18 protein-coding genes are annotated in these 17,921 nt (G+C 74.3%); 11 read left to right on the plus strand and 7 right to left on the minus strand.

The genetic code is table 11. From position 1 onward, the window contains the following. Positions 1-17: 17 nt before the first annotated feature. From ACIPYS_RS29035 to ACIPYS_RS29045, 3 genes are all read left to right on the plus strand, one after another. Entirely contained in the window at positions 18-485 is a 468-nt protein-coding gene (locus ACIPYS_RS29035; RefSeq protein WP_400751476.1) for a MarR family winged helix-turn-helix transcriptional regulator, read from the plus strand. A 216-nt stretch (positions 486-701) separates the two neighbouring features. Next, positions 702-1,904 (plus strand): MFS transporter, encoded by a 1,203-nt coding sequence (locus tag ACIPYS_RS29040; RefSeq protein ID WP_400751479.1) that lies wholly within the window; start codon positions 702-704, stop codon positions 1,902-1,904. Between the two features lie 33 nt (positions 1,905-1,937). Next, positions 1,938-2,360, plus strand: coding sequence for a heme-binding protein (locus ACIPYS_RS29045; RefSeq protein ID WP_400751482.1), 423 nt, complete (start codon positions 1,938-1,940; stop codon positions 2,358-2,360). Positions 2,361-2,642: 282 nt separating this feature from the next. Here ACIPYS_RS29045 and ACIPYS_RS29050 read toward each other — a convergent pair whose 3' ends face one another. Both ACIPYS_RS29050 and ACIPYS_RS29055 read right to left on the minus strand, forming a co-directional pair. Further along, positions 2,643-3,842, minus strand: coding sequence for an FAD-dependent monooxygenase (locus ACIPYS_RS29050; RefSeq protein WP_093864032.1), 1,200 nt, complete (start codon positions 3,840-3,842; stop codon positions 2,643-2,645). Positions 3,843-4,025: 183 nt separating this feature from the next. Continuing rightward, positions 4,026-4,757, minus strand: coding sequence for a dienelactone hydrolase family protein (locus tag ACIPYS_RS29055; protein ID WP_400751486.1), 732 nt, complete (start codon positions 4,755-4,757; stop codon positions 4,026-4,028). A 261-nt stretch (positions 4,758-5,018) separates the two neighbouring features. Between ACIPYS_RS29055 and ACIPYS_RS29060 the strand changes: the two genes are divergently transcribed. Both ACIPYS_RS29060 and ACIPYS_RS29065 read left to right on the plus strand, forming a co-directional pair. After that, a complete protein-coding gene (locus tag ACIPYS_RS29060) occupies positions 5,019-6,050 on the plus strand; it encodes a medium chain dehydrogenase/reductase family protein (RefSeq protein WP_093864030.1) in 1,032 nt (343 codons plus the stop codon). 151 nt (positions 6,051-6,201) lie between these two features. Continuing rightward, entirely contained in the window at positions 6,202-6,795 is a 594-nt protein-coding gene (locus ACIPYS_RS29065) for a TIGR03086 family metal-binding protein (RefSeq protein WP_400751489.1), read from the plus strand. Positions 6,796-6,812: 17 nt separating this feature from the next. Here the strand turns inward: ACIPYS_RS29065 and ACIPYS_RS29070 are convergent, their stop codons facing one another. The 4 genes from ACIPYS_RS29070 to ACIPYS_RS29085 all read right to left on the minus strand — a co-directional run bounded on the left by ACIPYS_RS29070 (position 6,813) and on the right by ACIPYS_RS29085 (position 10,209). Then, positions 6,813-7,427 carry a hypothetical protein gene (locus tag ACIPYS_RS29070; protein ID WP_400751492.1) on the minus strand — a complete coding sequence of 205 codons (615 nt, stop codon included), beginning with the start codon at positions 7,425-7,427 and terminating at the stop codon, positions 6,813-6,815. Positions 7,428-7,714: 287 nt separating this feature from the next. Continuing rightward, the gene (locus ACIPYS_RS29075) at positions 7,715-8,536 is read right to left on the minus strand and encodes a lipase family protein (protein WP_400751494.1); all 822 of its coding nucleotides are present in this window, start codon (positions 8,534-8,536) and stop codon (positions 7,715-7,717) included. Between the two features lie 183 nt (positions 8,537-8,719). Next, entirely contained in the window at positions 8,720-9,118 is a 399-nt protein-coding gene (locus ACIPYS_RS29080) for a MerR family transcriptional regulator (RefSeq protein WP_400751664.1), read from the minus strand. A gap of 62 nt (positions 9,119-9,180) precedes the next feature. Beyond that, the gene (locus ACIPYS_RS29085) at positions 9,181-10,209 is read right to left on the minus strand and encodes an MDR family NADP-dependent oxidoreductase (protein WP_400751497.1); all 1,029 of its coding nucleotides are present in this window, start codon (positions 10,207-10,209) and stop codon (positions 9,181-9,183) included. Between the two features lie 244 nt (positions 10,210-10,453). On the opposite strand from ACIPYS_RS29085, the gene ACIPYS_RS29090 reads away from it, so the two are divergent. Further along, a complete protein-coding gene (locus ACIPYS_RS29090) occupies positions 10,454-11,557 on the plus strand; it encodes an NADH:flavin oxidoreductase/NADH oxidase (RefSeq protein ID WP_400751500.1) in 1,104 nt (367 codons plus the stop codon). 67 nt (positions 11,558-11,624) lie between these two features. Here the strand turns inward: ACIPYS_RS29090 and pip are convergent, their stop codons facing one another. Continuing rightward, entirely contained in the window at positions 11,625-12,584 is a 960-nt protein-coding gene (pip, locus tag ACIPYS_RS29095; protein ID WP_400751503.1) for a prolyl aminopeptidase, read from the minus strand. A gap of 98 nt (positions 12,585-12,682) precedes the next feature. Between pip and ACIPYS_RS29100 the strand changes: the two genes are divergently transcribed. The 5 genes from ACIPYS_RS29100 (at position 12,683) to ACIPYS_RS29120 (ending at position 17,896) form a co-directional block, all read left to right on the plus strand. Further along, entirely contained in the window at positions 12,683-13,537 is an 855-nt protein-coding gene (locus ACIPYS_RS29100; RefSeq protein ID WP_400751506.1) for a helix-turn-helix domain-containing protein, read from the plus strand. Next, complete coding sequence (locus ACIPYS_RS29105; RefSeq protein ID WP_400751509.1) at positions 13,534-13,827, plus strand: putative quinol monooxygenase; 294 nt, start codon at positions 13,534-13,536, stop codon at positions 13,825-13,827. The genes ACIPYS_RS29100 and ACIPYS_RS29105 overlap by 4 nt, the downstream gene beginning before the upstream one ends. A gap of 294 nt (positions 13,828-14,121) precedes the next feature. Then, a complete protein-coding gene (locus ACIPYS_RS29110; RefSeq protein WP_400751512.1) occupies positions 14,122-15,033 on the plus strand; it encodes an arginase family protein in 912 nt (303 codons plus the stop codon). Positions 15,034-15,260: 227 nt separating this feature from the next. Then, positions 15,261-15,974, plus strand: a complete 714-nt coding sequence (locus tag ACIPYS_RS29115; RefSeq protein WP_197698670.1) for a polysaccharide deacetylase family protein — start codon at positions 15,261-15,263, stop codon at positions 15,972-15,974. Positions 15,975-16,330: 356 nt separating this feature from the next. Then, positions 16,331-17,896 carry a trypsin-like serine protease gene (locus ACIPYS_RS29120; protein ID WP_231978103.1) on the plus strand — a complete coding sequence of 522 codons (1,566 nt, stop codon included), beginning with the start codon at positions 16,331-16,333 and terminating at the stop codon, positions 17,894-17,896. Positions 17,897-17,921: the final 25 nt, after the last annotated feature.

Below are 17,921 nucleotides of genomic sequence, written 5' to 3' on the forward strand. Positions count from 1 at the left end.
GGAAGGAGACCCGGACCATGACCGCGACGGACCCCGCGCTCACCGCCCTGGCCAGCGGCTGGGGCGCGCTCTCCCTCCTGCACAGCCGGATCGAGGGGCACATCGAACGCGCCCTGCAGAGCGGGCACGACCTCAGCGTGCGCGAGTACTCGCTGCTCGACGTGCTCAGCCGCCAGCACGACGGCGAGGGCGGCCACCTGCAGATGAAGCAGGTCGCCGACGCGGTCGTCCTGAGCCAGAGCGCCACCACGCGACTGGTCACCCGACTGGAGGACCGGGGCCTGCTGTCCCGCTACCTGTGCCCCACCGACCGGCGCGGCATCTACACCAATGTGAGCGAGGCCGGGCTGGAGCTGCTGGCACAGGCCCGGCCGACCAACGACGCCGCCCTGCGCGAGGCACTCACCGAGGCGGCCCGCAACCCCGAGCTGGCCTCCCTGGTCGAGGCCGTCGAAGCCGTGGACGCCCCGGCCGCCGCCCGGTAGCCCCGCCTTTCGCACCGACTTCCGCCGAGCACCCCGAGGACCGGTTCCAGCACTGCGCTGGGACCGGTCCTGTGCGTTCCGGACCCCGCCCTACGGCTTGCACCAGCCGACATCCAGACCACAGCGACAGCCCGCGCTTGCAGTTAGCACGCGTCTGCAATTATTGTGAAGACACGCAAGGAGCTCACTCAAGCAATCACAGGAGGGTCGGGCCCAATGCCACTCGCACTGCTCGCTCTGGCCGTCGGCGCCTTCGGCATCGGCACCACCGAATTCGTGATCATGGGCCTGCTGCCCGAGATCGCCGCCGACTACGGCGTCTCCATCCCGACCGCGGGCCTGCTGGTCACCGGCTACGCCCTCGGCGTGGTCCTCGGCGCGCCGCTGCTCACCGTGCTCGGCACCAAGGTCAGCCGCAAGCGGATGCTGATGCTGCTGATGGGCCTGTTCGTGGTCGGCAACGTGCTCTCCGCCGCCGCCCCCTCGTTCGGCACGATGCTCGCCGGCCGGGTGGTCGCCTCGCTCGCCCACGGCGCGTTCTTCGGCATCGGCTCCGTCGTCGCCGCCGAACTGGTGGCCCCGGACAAGAAGGCCGGCGCCATCGCCACCATGTTCACCGGGCTCACCGTCGCCAACATCGTCGGCGTGCCGCTCGGCACGTACATCGGCCAGGCCGTCGGCTGGCGGATCACCTTCGTGATCGTCGCCGCACTCGGACTGGCCGGCATGGCCGGGATCGCCAGGCTCGTCCCGGAGCAGCCCCGCCCCGAGGGCGCCCGGCTGCGCCGCGAGCTGACGGCCTTCCGCAACCCGCAGGTGCTGCTGGCGATGGCGATGACCGTGCTCGGCTTCGGCGGCGTCTTCGCCGCGATCACCTACATCGCCCCGATGATGACCCAGGTGGCCGGCTACTCGGACGGCGCGGTGACCTGGCTGCTGGTGCTGTTCGGCGTCGGGATGTTCCTCGGCAACCTGCTCGGCGGCCGGTTCGCGGACCGGCGGCTGATGCCACTGCTGTACACCACCCTCGGCGGCCTCGCCCTCGTGCTCGCGCTCTTCACCCTCACCGCCCACAACAAGGTCCTCGCCGCGATCACCGTCGTACTGGTCGGGGCGCTCGGCTTCGCCACCGTACCGCCGCTGCAGAAGCGGGTGCTGGACCAGGCGCACGGCGCCCCCACGCTCGCCTCGGCCGTGAACATCGGCGCCTTCAACCTGGGCAACGCGCTCGCCGCCTGGCTGGGCGGCACGGTCATCACCGCCGGCTTCGGCTACACCGCGCCCAACTGGGTGGGCGCGCTGCTCGCCGCCGCGGCGCTGGTCCTCGCCGTCTGGTCCGCCGCGCTGGAGCGCCGCACCGCCAAGGCCCCGACGGCCGCCACCGCGCCGTCACCCACCCCCGTTCCCGTCCACCACTGACCGTCCCCCATGTCTCCAGGGAGCAGCACCACCATGAGCACCACCACCGTCACACCGCTGACCACCGCCGACGCCGAGGCCCTCGTCACCGCCGCCCGCACCGCCGCCGAGGCGGCGGGGGTCTTGGTCAGCGTCACCGTCCTCGACGCCGGGGGCCACCTGCTCGCCTTCCGCCGCGACGACCGGGCCGTCCTCGTCTCCGGCGAGACCAGCACCCGCAAGGCCTACACCGCGCTCCAGCTGAACGCCCCGACCGCGGACCTGGTCGACCTGGTCAAGCCCGACGGGCCGTTCCACTCGCTGCCGACCGCGCTCGACCGGCCGTTGCTGTTCATCGCCGGCGGCGTCCCCGTCCGGCGCGACGGCCGGCTGATCGGCGCCCTCGGCGTCGGCGGCGGCGCTCCCGAGCAGGACCACGGCTTCGCCACCGCCGCCCTCCGGCACCTCGCCGACTGACGCGCGGGCCCGGGCCCGGGGCCGTCGGCAGCGCCCCCCCGGTCCACCCACCGCTCCCGCCGCCCACGCCTCGCGCGCCTCGCGCTTTGCGAAGCAGAACACTTTGCAAAGTCACCGGCGACTTTGCAAAGTGTTCCGTGACCCGAACCGCACCACGGCCCCGGCCCGCCTCCTCGGCGGGCCGGGGCCGTCCGCGCACGTGCCCCGCCCTCGGGCCCACCTCGGGACACCTCGGGACACCTCGGCCTACCTCGGGGCGACCGGCGCTCCGGCAGCAGCCCGTCAGTAGTCCGGCAGGTCGAAGACCGTGGCCGCGCGGAAGACCTCGTCCATCTCCGGGCCGATCTCCTCGTAGCCGCCCTCGGCGCCCTCCGCCGTCAGCCGGTCGCCGGTGAGTTCGAGGATCGCCTGGTTGGCGGCCACGTGCTCGCGCAGCCGCCGCTCGTACGCGGGGTAGGCGGTGCCGTGGTCGCCGTCGGCCCGGTGCAGCTCCCCCGCCAGCACGTAGGACGCCGTCAGGGCGACGCTGGTGCCCTGGCCGGTCAGCGGCGAGCAGCAGTACCCGGCGTCGCCGAGCAGCACGACCCGGCCGTTCCACCAGCGGTCCATCTTGATCTGGGCGATCACGTCGTAGTGGAACACCTCGGTGTCGTCCAGGGCCGCCAGGAAGCGCGGCACCTCCCAGCGCAGGTCCGCGGCGATTCCCGCGACCAGGCGGCGCTGTTCGGCCGGGTCGCGCGGGAGCATCCGCGCGACCGGCTCGTCGGAGCCGAAGCCGACGAAGACACGCAGCTCGGCGTTGTCCCGGACGGTCATCGCCATGCACAGCCGCCCCGAGGAGTCGCCCGGCCGGTGGATGACCTGCCAGCGGTCCAGGCCCAGGTGGTTGGGCACGCTCCAGCCCGCCACGTAGGTACCGATCGGGTGCAGGTAGTCCTCCTCCGGTCCGAAGACGAGCCGGCGGGTGTTGGAGTGCAGGCCGTCGGCGCCCACGACGAGGTCGAAGGATCGCTCCTCGCCGCCCCGGAACCGGACCTGGACCCCCTCCTCGTACTGCACCAGGGTGTCGATCGAGTCGTCGAACCGGTACTCGACGCCGCTGTCCGTCACCCCGGCGAGCAGTTCGGCCAGGTCGTCGCGCAGGATCTCCACGTCCGGCCCGTCGACGGGCCCGCCGCTTGCCGTCCGCTCGGTGGTGCGGCTCAGCTCCCGGCCGTCGCCGTCGACGACGGACATCCCCAGCAGACCGGTCCGCAGCGCCTTCACCTCCTTCAACAGGCCCATCCGGTCGACGACTTCGAGGGCGTTGCCGCGGATGTCCACCGGCTGGCCGCCTCCACGCAGGGAGGGCGCGCGCTCGACCACGGTGACGCGGAAGCCGTAGCGGTCCAGCCAGTGGGCGAGGGCGGTGCCGGCGATCCCGGCGCCGGAGATCAGGACGGTGGTCGGGCGCGAGTGCTGCGGTCGCGTGCTGTTGGGCATGGCGGGCCTCCCCTGGTTCGTGTGCTGCCACGGACCAGGTTCCCCGCGCCCGCTGTCGACGCACCGTCAGGACACCGGCAGGACACCAGTGCCGCTGTCGGCGCACCGACAGGCCCCCGACAGACCGCCGACAGCCCCCGGAGGGACCGTCGGCAGCCGGCCGGACGGTGGCCGCGCTCGCGGTCAGCCGAGGTGGCGGGCGAGGAACCGCAGGGTGCTGTCGAGTTCGAAGGCCGGGAGCTCGCCGTGCCCGCCGGGATTGGCGTGCAGGGTCTTCTCGGCGGAGCCGAACGCCTCGAAGAGGGCGAGCCCCGCCTCGCGCGGCACCCGCTCGTCGTCCCACTGCAGCAGGAACTCGACCGGAACGGTGATCCGCGCGGCCTCGGCGGCCGAGGCGAGCGCCCCGCCCAGGCCCAGGACCGCCGCACGGACCCGGGGTTCGGCGGCGACGAACGGCACGCCGAGCCCGCAGCCCAGAGAGACGCCCCAGTAGCCCACCGGTCCGGCGCCGACGTGGTCGAGCCGCTGGACGGTGTCCAGGACGGCCCGCCATTCCGGGACCGTCCGCCGCGCCACCAGGGCGTGGAACTCGGCGAGCAGTCGCCCCGGCTCCGCGCCGGCCGCGATCCGCTCCTGATTGGCGGTCGCGAGCCGGTCGTACTCCTCCACGACCGGCCGGTCGCCGTGTCCGGGGACGTCCGGCGCGACCACGGCGAAGCCGCACTCGGTCACGAGCCGGTGGGCCCGGGCCAGGATGCCGGGCTGCTTCTTGTGTTCGCCGCCGCCGTGGCCCAGCAGGACCAGCGGGCGGGCGGCGGCGGATCCGGCCGGCGTCCACAGCGCGGCGGGGACGTCGTCGACGACGAGGAGCTGCTCGCGGATGCCGTCGGAGGAGGTTTCGGAGACGAGGTGCACAGCGTTCGGGCCTTTCGGGATGCCTGGTGCGGGCAGCCCTCAGGCCATGCGAGAGAGGGGTACCCGACGGGTTGCAGCGTTGATCGGTCCCACCTCCTCCGGTAACAGCGGCGCACGGCGGGAGCGAAGTTATCACGACGATCTTGGAGGAAGCACGCAGTTAGAGGGTCTCACGATCGCTCTTGACGCTCACGACCCGAAGGAGTTATAACTTATAACGAACGCAAGAGCATCTGACGAGCGAAGAAGGAGAGCAGGACCATGAGTGACGAGCGTCTGGTCGAGGTCGTACTGCCGGGTGTCGTGGCCCCCGAGGGACTGGAGCTCCGGTACGGGGTCGTGCCGGAGGCCGGGCGGGGCCGGATCGTGATCGGCGTCGAGGCCACCGGCGTCTCCTTCGCCGAGCAGCAGATGCGCCGCGGCCGGTACTACGACCAGCCGCCCTTCCCCTTCGTGCCCGGATACGACCTGGTGGGCCGGGTGCTGGCCACCGGTGAGGGCGTCGACCCGGGGCTGCTCGGGCAGCGGGTCGCCGCCCTGGTGAAGGTCGGCGGCTGGGCCAGCCACGTGGCCGTCGACGCCGCCGACGCCGTGCCGGTGCCGGACGGCCTCACCCCGGCCGAGGCGGAGACCGTGGTGGTCAACGGCATCACCGCCTGGCAGATGCTGCACCGCAGGGCGCGGGTGCGCGCCGGACAGACCGTCCTGGTGCACGGTGCGAGCGGCGGCGTGGGCTCCGTCCTGGTCCAGCTCGCCGGCGCGGCGGGCGTCCGGGTGATCGGCACCGCCTCCGCCCGCCACCACGAGGCCCTGCGCGAACTCGGGGTCGAGCCGGTCGACTACCGCGCCGGCGATGTCGCGGCCCGGGTCCGGGAGCTGGCGCCGGGTGGGGTGGACGCGGTGTTCGACCACGTCGGCGGGCGCAGCGTGATCGACTCCTGGAGCCTGCTCGCCCCCGGCGGCACGCTGATCGCCTACGGCAGCGCCTCGACCCGGGACGACAGCGGCTCCAAGCAGTGGCCCGTGCTCAAGATCCTGGCCCGCACCTGGCTCTGGAACACCCTGCCGAACGGCCGCCGGGCCCACTTCTACAACATCTGGGCGGGCCGGGGGCTGGGCAAGGACCGTTTCCGCGCCCGGCTGCGGGCCGACCTCGGCGAGGTCTTCGGCGCCGTGCGCCGCGGCGAGGTGACGGCCCGGGTCGCCGCCGAACTCCCGCTGTCGCGGGCCGCGGAGGCGCTGCGCCTCGCGGAGTCCGGCACGGTCGGCGGCAAGATCGTGCTGACGCCCTGAGCGGCCCGGGCCGCGCCCGCCCGTCCGGAGCCGCCGGGACCGCCGGAGCTGCCGATTGTCAGTGGTGGGGCCTATGGTGAGGGTGAACGACTTCGGGGCGGACGTTGCTGCCGCCCGGGTCGATGCCGAACGAATCTGGAGGGGATGCCGGATGTCCGTCGACGGTTTCGCGCTGCTGGCCGGGGCGCACGACTACCTGCTGACCGTGGTGCGGGGGGTGCCGGAGGGCGCCTGGGGCGCGCCGACGCCGTGCAGCGAGTGGACGGTGCGTCAGGTGCTGAACCACGCGCGGCTCGACCAGCAGGCGCTGGTCATGCAGATCACCGAGGAGGCCCCGGCGGGGGACCCGTTCGCCCCGGCGGACGCTCCGGCGGGCGGCGGCGACGCGGTCGCCGAGCTGGCGGCGGTGCTGGAGGCGGCGGCGAAGGCCTGGCAGTCGGTCCGGGACGCCGAGAGCGTGCCGACGCCGATGGGCCCGATGCCGGCGGGGGCCGGGGCGGCGGTCGCGGCGCTGGACGCCGCCGTGCACGCCTGGGACATCGCCCGCGCGACCGGTCAGGACCTCCCGCTCACCGACGCCCTGGCGGAGGGGCTGGAGAGCCCGGCCGCCCGGATCGTCGACTTCGTCCGGGACACCTTCGGCAAGTTCGGCCCCGTGGTCGAGGTCCCCGCGGACGCCGGCCGGGCGGCCGTGCTGCTCGGCTTCACCGGCCGCAACCCGCAGTGGGCGCCGCCGGCCGCGTAGCGCGGCAGCGGCGGCGGTCAGCAGGTGGCGGCGTCGGCCGGGAGGGCCAGTCCGGCCGCCACCTGGCGCTCGCCGGTCACCTTCACCCGCTGGTGGTACGGCGCGCTGGGCGCAGGGCTCGGGGCGACCAGGTCGAGCCGCTGCGGCAGGTCGGCCTCCTTGACCGGCGCGCCCAGTTGGACCACGGAGAGCACCCCGGCGCAGTGCGAGGTCGCCGGGGGCACGCTCCCCGGGGCGATGCCGTTGGCCGGGCCGACCGTCACCTCGGTGGTGTCCAGCGGGCTGTAGGCGTACGAGGGGCGCGTGACGGTGCCCGAACCGGTGTGGGACAGCCGCACGGTGAACCGGGTGATCCGCACGGTCACCGGTCCGCAGGGCCGCTGGTCCCCCGTGGTGTCCAGGTGAAGGCCGTCCAGGTCCATGAAGATCCCCGGATCGATGATCCGCGCGGCGCCCGGGAGCCGGGAGAGGTAGCCGGCCGCCGTGGTGTCGCCGACCATGCCGGTGTCGAAGCAGGTCGGGCTCGGCGCCGGTGCGGCGGGTGTCGGGGAGGCGGTCGACGGGGATGCGGTCGCCGCTCCCGTCGAGCCGCTCGACGGGGTGGCCGTCGGAGCGGGTGCCGTGGTGCTCACCGGGCCCGAGGACGACGGCGGTCCCGCCGCCCCGGTGGAGCCGGCGGACGTACAGCCCGCGACCCCCAGCACGGCGGCCGCCGCCCCGGCGAGAACCGCCGACCCCGCACGCCTCGTACCAGTCCTCTGCATCGCCCCGAGGCCCCTCTCCTGCCGCACCTCCCGGAACGGGATCGGTCCGGAACCAGGCCGATGCTTCCAGAACTCGGTTGCAGGGAGGACACGTTCGCGGAAATCCGGCCCGTTCGGGGGATCCGGACCCCGACGGGCCCGGATCCCCACCGCGGTCAGGCGAGGTTCTTCTCCAGCGCGGCGAGGTAGTTGCGCATGAAGTGGTCCCGCATGCCGTCACTGGCCGGCGCGAAGGCGTCGGCGGTCAGACCCTTCGCCCGGTCCGCCAGCCCGCCGACCAGGCCGACCGAGTCGTGCAGCTTCCCGCCGGAGTCGATGTACCGCAGCGCGTCGACATGGGTGTAGGCGGGCTCGGGCGGCAGCTGGGGAACGATGTCGTTGTTGTTGACGAAGCGGAACATCCGTTTCTGGAAGCCCTTGTTGTACGCCGCGGCCAGCAGGCGGTCACAGGTCCGGGGCTGGCCGAAGGTGACCACGCCGTCGGCCGCCAGTCGCGGTTCCTCCAGCAGCAGCCGGGCGCCGGCCAGCATGGCCAGCGCCCCGCCGAGGCTGTGGCCGGTGAGCCAGACGCTCTGGTCCTGGGTGCGGAGCTCGGTGACGGCCTTCCGCACGTCCGGGAACACCGACTCCAGGGCCTCGCCGAAGCCGTAGTGCATGTAACCGGTCCTGGCCGGCCCCGGCCAGGGCGGGGTGGTGGCGTCCGACAGCCAGTCGCGGATCTGCTGCGGCTCGGTGCCCCGGAAGGCGGTCACGACCATGTGCTCACCGGCCATGGTGAAGGCCTGGGTGTCCTGGAGCGGGAAGGGCGGCGCGAACCTGGTCTCGTGGTGCCGCACCTCGGTGAAGCCCCAGTCGCGGGCCTGTCGCTCGATCGTCTCCTCGTCCTTGTAGGCCAGATCGGCGGCCCGGGCCAGCCAGTAGGCGTGGGGCAGGCTGTAGCTCTTCACCCGCTGGTCGAACGTGGTGGGGACGGCCACGCCGGGGACTCCTCTCGTCGGGCCGGCGGCCCCACGGACCACCGGCGCGGTGCGGTCCTGCACTTCCTAACCCTCGATCGCCCACGCACGATCGGCGCCGCACCGCAGGGTCACCCGAACGACGGCCGGACCCGCCACCCTGCCCGGCACCACCGGGTCCGGCACCACCGGGTCCGGCACTACTCACTGCCCCGGGAGCTCCGGACCGGGCGGCGTCCCGGTGTGGCGGGCCAGGGCCTCGCGCAGCCGGGTCAGCCGGGCGATCTCCGCGTCCAGCGCGGCGAGCCGCCGCTCGACCACCGGGGCGAAGGTGTCCGGCCCGAAGTCCCCGTCGGAGGCGCAGCTGCGCGGAGGGTCCTCGGCGAGCAGGTCGAGCCGGTGCGAGCGGCTGACGAGGTCTTCCACGGTCAGGCCGAGGGCCAGCAGGGCGCGGATGACCCGCACCCTGCCCACAGTGCCCGAGCCGTACTCGCGCTGGCCGGAGGCGCTGCGGGCGGGCGGCGGGAGCAGGCCGCGCTGTTCGTAGAAGCGCAGCGCCCTGGGCGTGGTGCCGGCGGCTGCCGCCGCGTCGCCGATCCTCATCCGAGCGGCCATCCGTCCTCCGTGTGTCCGTCGGCCGACCGGCCGGGGAGCCGGCCGGTCCGTCAGTCCGTCAGTTCCACGATCAGCGCGCCGAAGAGGTCGCCCTCGATCAGCCTGGACAACGCCCCGGGAGCCTGTTCGATGCCCGTGAGGACGGTCCGGGGGACGGTCAGTTCGCCGGAGCGCAGCCAGTCCGCGAGCCGTTCGCGCCATTCCGGGTCCAGGTCCTGGTAGCGCCGGCCGGAGATGCCGTGGACGGTGGCGTCGAGGAGGAGCAGGCGGAAGCTGTCCACCACGGCGGGCGAGCTGGCACCGCGGCGGGCCGGGTCGAACTGGCCGGCGAGCGCGCCGATCAGCGCGACCCGCGCGCCCGGCCGGGCGGCGTCGACGGCGGCCGTCAGCTGCTCGCCGCCGACCATGTCGAGCAGGACGTCGATGCCTTCCGGGGCCGCCTCGGCGAGCTGGTCCGCGATCGGGCGCTCACCGCGCACCAGGACGGCGTCGTAGCCGAGTTCCTCCGTCAGCCGCTTCGCCTTCGCGGCCGACCCGGTGGTGCCGATCACCCGCGCGGCCCCGAGCAGCCGGGCCACCTGTCCGGCGACCGTGCCGACCGCGCCCGCCGCGCCGGTGACGAGGACGATGTCGCCCTCCCGCACCCCGGCCGCCCGGGTCACCGCGCCGTAGGCGGCCAGGCCGGGCGACAGCAGGGCGAGCGGGTCGGGGAAGCCGTCGGCCACCCGGGTGAACGCGGCGGCCTCGGCGACGGCGTGCTCGCGCCAGCCCAGCAGGTGGGTCACCAGGTCCCCGGGGCGCAGCGGTCCTTCGGCGGGCGCGGCCAGGACCTCGCCGAGGGCGGGCCCGAAGATCGGGTCCCCCGGTCGGACCGTCGGCAGCGCGGCGGCGGGCAGCTCGCCACCGATCAGGCTGCGCAGCCCGGGGAAGACCACGAAGGCGCGGTTGCGGACGAGTACCCGGTCCGGCCCCGGTGCGGCGAGGGGGGTCTCGACGAGGGCGAAGTCGGCGGGGACGGGAAGCCCGTCCGGAGCGGCGACGAGGCGGACCTCACGGGTGCGGGCGGGGAACGGGGACATGGCGAACTCCAGGGTCCGGTGGTGGTGTTGGTGGCGTCGTGCGGCCGCCTCGGGGCGGCCCGACATCCGGACGCTAACCCCTGCCCCGCGCGTCAGGGGCAAGCCCGCGCCCGGCGCGTGTCCGGCCCGTGCCCGGCTCCCGGCCGGCCACGACCAAGGCTTGCGATTGTGGCGCGCATGCAACTATTGTTCCCACAGAGATTGCATCTGCAATCACTCTTGGGCCGTTCTCCTGGAGTCCGACATGAGCACCAGCCTGTTCACCCCCTTCACCCTGCGGTCGCTGACCGTCCCCAACCGGGTGTGGATGCCGCCGATGTGCCAGTACAGCGCCGCGCCGGACGGCGAGGCGGCGGGCGTGCCGACGGACTGGCACTTCACCCACCTCGCGGCGCGCGCCGCCGGCGGGACCGGGCTGATCATCGTCGAGGCCACCGCGGTGAGCCCCGAGGGCCGGATCTCGCCCTACGACCTCGGGCTGTGGAACGACGCCCAGGTCGAGGGGTTCCGGCGGATCACCTCCTTCCTCAAGGAGCAGGGCACCGTGCCGGCGATCCAGATCGGCCACGCCGGGCGGAAGGCGTCGACCGAGCGGACCTGGGTCGACCGGGGCCGGGCCATCGCTCCGGACGAGACGCACGGCTGGCGGCCGGTGGCACCCAGCGCGCTGCCGTTCGCGCCGGACCGGGTCTCGCCCGAGGAGCTCACGGTGGAGCAGATCGGCGCGATCGTGCGGCAGTTCGCCGACGCCGCGCGCCGGGCCCTGGACGCCGGCTTCCAGGTCGCCGAGATCCACGGGGCGCACGGCTACCTCGTGCACGAGTTCCTCTCCCCGCACAGCAACCGGCGCACCGACGGCTACGGCGGCTCCTTCGAGGGCCGGATCCGGTTCGCGCTGGAGGTCGTCGACGCCGTGCGCGAGGTGTGGCCCGAGGAACTCCCGCTCTTCTTCCGGGTCTCGGCGACCGACTGGCTCACCGAGAACCCCGAGGACGGGCGCGAGGGCTGGACCTCGGAGGACACCGTCCGGCTGGCCAAGGAACTCCAGGCCCACGGCGTCGACCTGCTGGACGTCTCCACCGGCGGCCTCGTCCCGGACGCCCGGATCGAGTCCGTCCCCGACTTCCAGGTCCCGTTCGCCGAGGCGGTGCGCACGGAGACGGACCTGCCGGTGGCGGCGGTCGGCCTGATCACCGACGTCGAGCAGGCCGAGCGGATCCTCGCCGAGGGCCGGGCCGACGCCGTCCTGGTCGGCCGCGAGCTGCTGCGCAACCCGTTCTGGGCCCGCCAGGCCGCCGGTGCGCTCGGCGTCGAGGTCACCGGCCCGATGCCCTACCACCGCGCGTGACAACTGCGACGCGTTCAGCCACCGCGCCGGACGCCCCTCTCGGGGCCGTCCGGCGCGGTCGTGCGGTTCAGCGGTCCTTGAACTCCTCCAGCGCCAGGCGGACGAGCCGGCCCAGTTCCCCGCTGCCCGCGTGGCCGGAGTCCTCGACGATGTGCAGCCGGGCGCCCGGCCAGGCCGCGGCCAGTTCCCAGGCGGTCCGCGGCGGACAGCTCAGGTCGTGCCGCCCGTGCACCAGCACCGCCGGGATCCCCGCCAGCTTCCCGGCGTCGCGGATCAGCTGCCCCTCCTCCAACCAGGCACCGTGGCCGAAGAAGTGGGCGCAGATCCGGACGAACGCCACCCGGGCGTCGGCCTCCCGGCGGCTGTACATGCCGGGCACGCCGTTGGGCTCGCCGGACACCACCGCGTCCTCCCAGGCCAGCCAGTCGGCGGCGGCCCGCTCGCGCACCGCCCGGTCGGGGTGTGCCGTCAGCCCGGCGTAGGCGGCGAGCAGGTCCCCGTCGCGCTCGGCCTCCGGCACCGCGTCCCGGAAGCGCTCCCAGGCCTCCGGGCGGAACCGCGCCACGCCCCGGTAGAGCCAGTCGATCTCCGAGCGGCGGGCGGTGGTCACGGCGGCGATCACCACCTCGGTGACCCGCTCCGGGTGCCGCTGGGTGTAGGCCACCGCCAGCGCCGATCCCCAGGAGGCGCCGTTGACCAGCCAGCGCTCGATGCCGAGGTGCTCGCGCAGGCGCTCGATGTCCTCGATCAGGTGCCGGGTGGTGTTCGCGCCCAGGTCCACGGCCGGGTCCGAGGCGTGCGGGGTGCTGCGCCCGCAGTTGCGCTGGTCGAAGCGGACCAGTCGGTAGCGGGACGGGTCCCAGGCCCGCGTGGGACGGTCGCGCGTGCCGGCGCCCGGTCCGCCGTGCAGATGGACGGCGGGCTTGCCGCCCGGGTTTCCCAGTTGCTCGTAGTAGAGGCGGTTGCCGTCCCCGGTGTCGAGGAAGCCGCGGTCGTACGGTTCGGTCGGAGCGTAGAGATCCACCATGGCGATCGATCGTACGCGGACCCGACGGCGATGGCCGTACCATCTTCCGGGTGAGCCGATCGCCTTATCAGGAAGCGGAACTGACGGACCGACGGGCCGTGAGGTACACCCGTCCCGCGCTGGCCCTCGCGGCCCTGGTCGAGCGGTACTGGTGGTCCGAGGGCGGCGCGGGCGCGCTGCCCCGGCTGCTTCCCGGCACCGGGGCCGAGCTCTGGGTGCACTGGTCGGGCGGGGTGGACCTGCGGCCCGTGGGCGGAGGACCGCCGACCCCGCTGCCGGCCGGGCACCTGGTCTGCCTCCGGCGCACTCCCTGGTCCCTGGAGCACCGGGCGGGCGCGGGACGGCCCGGGTTCGTGGCGGTGCGGTTCCGGGCCGGTGCGCTGCGTCACCTGGTGCCGGCCGGCCTCGACGAACTGGCCGACCGGGTGGTGGACACCGAGGAGCTGTGGGGCGCTCCGGGGCGGCGGTTGGTCGAACGGGTCCGGTCGGCCCGCGGTCCGGTCGCGCGAGTGGCGGTGCTGGACCGCTTCCTGACCGGTCTGCTCGAAGCGCACCGGCGGCCGGAGCCGTGGCTGGACGCCGCGGTGGGGCGGATCTACCGCGGGCCCGCCGGGCTGCGGATCGACCGGCTGGCGGAGACGGTCGGGGTCGGCCCGCGGCGGTTGCAACGGATGTTCCCGGCGGCGGTCGGCGCCGGGCCCAAGGAGTTCCAGCGGCTGGCCCGGTTCCAGCGGCTCGCCCGGCTGCTGCTGCGGGAGGAGCCGCCCCACAGCCTCCCGGCGGCGCTGGACGCCGGGTACTACGACCAGAGCCACTTCACCCGCGAGTTCCGCCGGCTCACCGGGGAGCGTCCGGCCGAGCTGCTCGGGCCCGGCCGGTCGCATTTCTACTATCCGTCACTGCCTCCCGACGGCCAGCCTGGAGCCCGGACGACACGGGAGGAGACCTCATGACCATGGTGCTGGCGATCCTGCGGGCCAGGCCGGAGCACGCGGACGAACTGGACGCCGCGCTGCGCGACGTGGCCGGGCGCACGGCCGGCGAACCGGGCGCGCTGGCGTACTCGGTGGCCCGCCAGGACGGCGGGCGGTTCCTGGTGGTGGAGCGGTACGCGGACGGCCCGGCCCGGGACGCCCATTTCGCGGCGCCGTACGTGGCCGGGCTGCTCGACCGGTTCCCGCTGCTGCTGGCGGAGGAACCGGTGGTCGAGTTCGCCGAGGTGGTCACCGGCTTCACCCGCTGACCACCGTACCGGGGTACTCCCGGGCACCGGCGGGCACCGGGCCCGCCGCTGCCCCGACGACCGGCAGGACCGACACCCCGGGATGAACGCGCCTCCGGCGCCGTCCGCCGACTACGCTCGGCCCGCTGCCGCCGTCCGCCCCGGTCCCGGTGCGGACGCGGCCCCGGACGAGGACGGGGCCGCCGGGCAGGGACCGGTCCGCCGGGCGGAGCCGGGCAGCGCCCGGAACAGGGCCGGGAACAGGGCCGGAAGCAGGACCGGGACGAACGGACGACGAACGGACAGGGAGCGACCGTGGCCGAGGAGTTCGCACTGCTGGGAGTCCCGTCCTGCGCGGGCACGCACGGCCCCGGCCAGGAGAAGGCCCCGGCGGCCCTGCGCTCCGCCGGCCTGGTGGAACGGCTGCGGACGGCCGGAGTGGCGGTGACCGACCGCGGGGACCTGCCGGTGGTGCCGTTCCGGACCGACCCCGACCACCGGGACCGGCAGAACCTGCCGCTGGTGGTCGAGGTGGTGCGCGCGGTGGCCAAGGCCGTCGGCGCCATCCTCGACGACGGCGCGGTGCCCCTGGTCGTGGGCGGGGACTGCACGATCACGCTGGGCGTGCTCGCCGCGTACGTGGCCCGCCGGCCCGGCACCGGCCTGCTGTACTTCGACGGGGACCTCGACCTGTCGGTGCCGGACACCAGCCGCTCCGGGATCCTGGACACCATGGTGCTGTCGCACCTGCTCGGCGAGGGCGCGCCGGAGCTGCGGGAGGCCGGTCCGCGCACCCCGCTGCTGGGCCCCGAGGGGATCGTGGCGTTCGGCTACGACCCGGTGGAACTCGGCGCGGCGGGGCGGGAACGGCTGGGCCGCTACCGGCTGCGTGCCCTGCCGTGCACGGAGCTCACCGCCCCCCGGGTGGACCCGGTCGTCGAGGCGCGGGCCGCCTGGCGGGCGCTCGCCGCCGACCACGAGCGGTTCGTGCTGCACTTCGACGTGGACGTGATCGACTCGGTGGACTTCCCGCTGGCGAACTTCCCGCACTTCAACGAGGGGCTGCCGATCGGCGTGGCCTTCGACTGCCTGGCCGAGTTCTGCGCGGCGCCACCGATGGCGGGGCTGGTGGTGACCGAGGTCAACCCGGACCGCGACCCGGACGGGGCGATGGTCGACACGCTGGTCGGCGCCCTGGTCGCGGCGCTCGGTCGACGCGTCGACTGACGTCTGCCGGAGCATCCGGGCGGCGCCGGGCCGGTTGCCGTCCGACCGCCCGTCCAATGCGGCGGCGCGCCCCCGCCGACCCGGGCCGACGCCGGGTCTGGCCGAAGAACGCCCCCGCGCCGTCCGGCCCCGGGACGGTGCGGGTACGGGCCGCTACATTGGACGGAGGGCCGGGGAGGGGGGCGGGCACCGGGTTCGTTCCGGTTCCGCGGCCGTTGGGAGCACCCGTGACCACGACCCGAGTGACCTCACTGACCTCGCCCCGGGCCCCGCACCGGCCCCGGGGCCGCCGCGCCGCCCGCCTCGCCGTCGGCACCCTGCTGGCCGCCGCCACCGCCGTGGTCGCCCTGCCCGCCGCCCCCGCCCAGGCGGCACCGGCCAAGGTCGTCTACCTGACCTTCGACGACGGACCGAGCCCCCGGTACACCCCTCAGGTCCTGGCGCTGCTGGCCCAGTACGGGGCCCGGGCCACGTTCTTCGAGATCGGCCAGAACGTCGCCGCGTACCCCGAGGTCACCAGCCGGGTGCACAACCAGGGCCACAGCGTGCAGAACCACAGCTGGTCCCACCCCGACCTGCGCTCCCTCTCCAAGTCCGCCTTCGACTCCCAGGTGACGTCCACCGACGCACGCATCCGCGCCCGGACCGGGACCACGCCGAGCTGCCTGCGCCCCCCGTACGGCGCGGTCAACACCGCCGTGCGCTCCGGCGCGGCGCGGCTCGGCAAGACCGTCCAGCTGTGGAGCGTCGACCCGCAGGACTGGGCCCGGCCGGGGCGCGCCGCGATCGAGCGCCGGGTGCTGGACCGGGTCACTCCCGGCGCCGTCGTCCTGATGCACGACGGGGGCGGCGACCGCAGTCAGACCGTGGCCGCGCTGCCCGCCATCCTGCGCACCCTCAAGTCCCGGGGCTACACCTTCGCCCTCCTCCCCTGCCGCTGACCGCTCCCTCGGCACCGCCGCTCCCCGGGACCTCGTGCGCCCGGGGAGCGCGCACGACCGCGCCGGTAACGCAGCGGTGCGAGGACCGCGGTGAGGCCGCCCGCCGCCCGGTCGAGCCGGCCGGCGGGGCCGTCCGCCGCCCCGCCGAGGCCCGGGCCGGTCCTCGCTCAAACACGTTGCCGAAGCACGTTGCTGAAACACGTTCGAGCGGTTGCCGTGCGGTGCCTGAAGCACGGGTGAAGCCTGCCGGAAGCCCCCCGCGTCCAAGATCGTGGCCATGCGGAACAGCCGGATGCTGTTCCTCCGTACACACCCGCCCGGCCTCGTGGCCGGCGGCGGACGAACGGGAGTCACACATGCGCACATGGATGGGCCGGAGGACGGCCGCCGTCCTGACGACGGCGGCAGCGGCGATCACGAGCCTGGCCACCGCCTTACCGGCACAGGCCGTCGTCGGGGGTAGCGAGTCCACCGAACCGTACTCGTTCATGGTCTCGGTCCAGTACGACGCTCCCCGCGCGGACGGCCACCGGTGCGGGGGCGTGCTCGTCGCTCCCGATTGGGTGATGACCGCGGGGCACTGCGCCAGCACCCCGACCGGCTCGAAGGCGGGCGTTCCCCGTGACTGGAAGGTCCGCGTCGGGTCGCTGGACGTGACCACCGGCGGCGAGGTCGCCGAGGTCGACCGGTTCTACCGGCGCATCGCCAAGTACGACCCCCCGGGCGAGGACATCGCGTTGCTGCACCTGCGCACCCCGGTGCGGGCCGAGCCCGTACGGCTGGCCGGGACCACGCCCGCCGCGGGGACGCCCGCCCGCCTCCTCGGCTGGGGCCCGTCCTCGACGGGCTGCGACGACTTCGCCGACACCACGTGCTTCTCCAACAAACTGCGCGAGGTCGACACCGAGGTCACGCAGCTCCAGAAGTGCTTGGACGAGGTCGAGGGCATTCCGCCCTTGTGCATCGGCCGTGTCGATCCTGCCGCCGGGCCGGGGACGACGGACTCCGGAGGGCCCGCCCTGGTTCGCGAGGGCAACGAGTGGGTGCTGGCCGGAACGGTCGTCGGTGGCAGCAGCAAGGACTCCGACTTCCCCGGTGTGTACTCCGATGTCGCGAAGAACACCCCCTGGATCAACGGCATCGTGAACGGAACCGATGTGCCGCCGTTCGACCCGATCCCGAACGTCGAGGGCGCGGCCAAGGTGGGCAACTGCGTGGGGTCCGTGGTGCGGCCGCCCACCGCGCGCCCCAAGGACCCGGCACTGGTGCTGACCAACGGCCACTGCGTGCCGAGCGGTCGGCCCGCACCGGGCACGGCCCTGGTGGACCGGCCCGCCGATCTGAAGGACCCGGTCACCATCACCGACTCCGCCGGCTACACCCGGACCAGCGCCCGCGCGACCCGGCTGGTGTACGCGACGATGTCGGGCACCGACATCGCGCTGTACCGGCTGGACAAGACGTACGCACAGCTGGCGGCGGAGGGCGCGAAGGTCTTCCGGTTGTCCACCACCCCGATGCGCAAGGGTGACCGGCTGACCATGGCCTACAACTTCAACCGTCCGTCGTGCACGGTGGACGCCGTGGTGCCGCACCTGCGGGAGGACGGCTACCAGCAGGACCGCTCGGTGCGCTACGCCGGCTGCACCAGCGGGCCCGGCCACTCCGGCAGCGCGCTGCTGGCGTCCGACGGGGAGACCGTCGTGGGCATCAACAACACCCACAACCGCGACGGCGAGCAGTGCACCAACAACAACCCCTGTGAGGTCGGCCGGGACGGATCGGTGACCGCGGTGCAGGGCCGCAGCTACGGCCAGCAGGTCGACCGGATCGCCGGCTGCCTCACCACGGGCTCGCGACTGGACCTGACCCGCCCGGGCTGTGCGCTCACCGGTGCCACCGGAGGACCTCGCCACCCCTAGGCACAACCGGCCCCGCGTTTTCTTA

It is taken from the genome of Kitasatospora sp. NPDC089913, from assembly GCF_044748625.1.
GTDB lineage: Bacteria > Actinomycetota > Actinomycetes > Streptomycetales > Streptomycetaceae > Kitasatospora.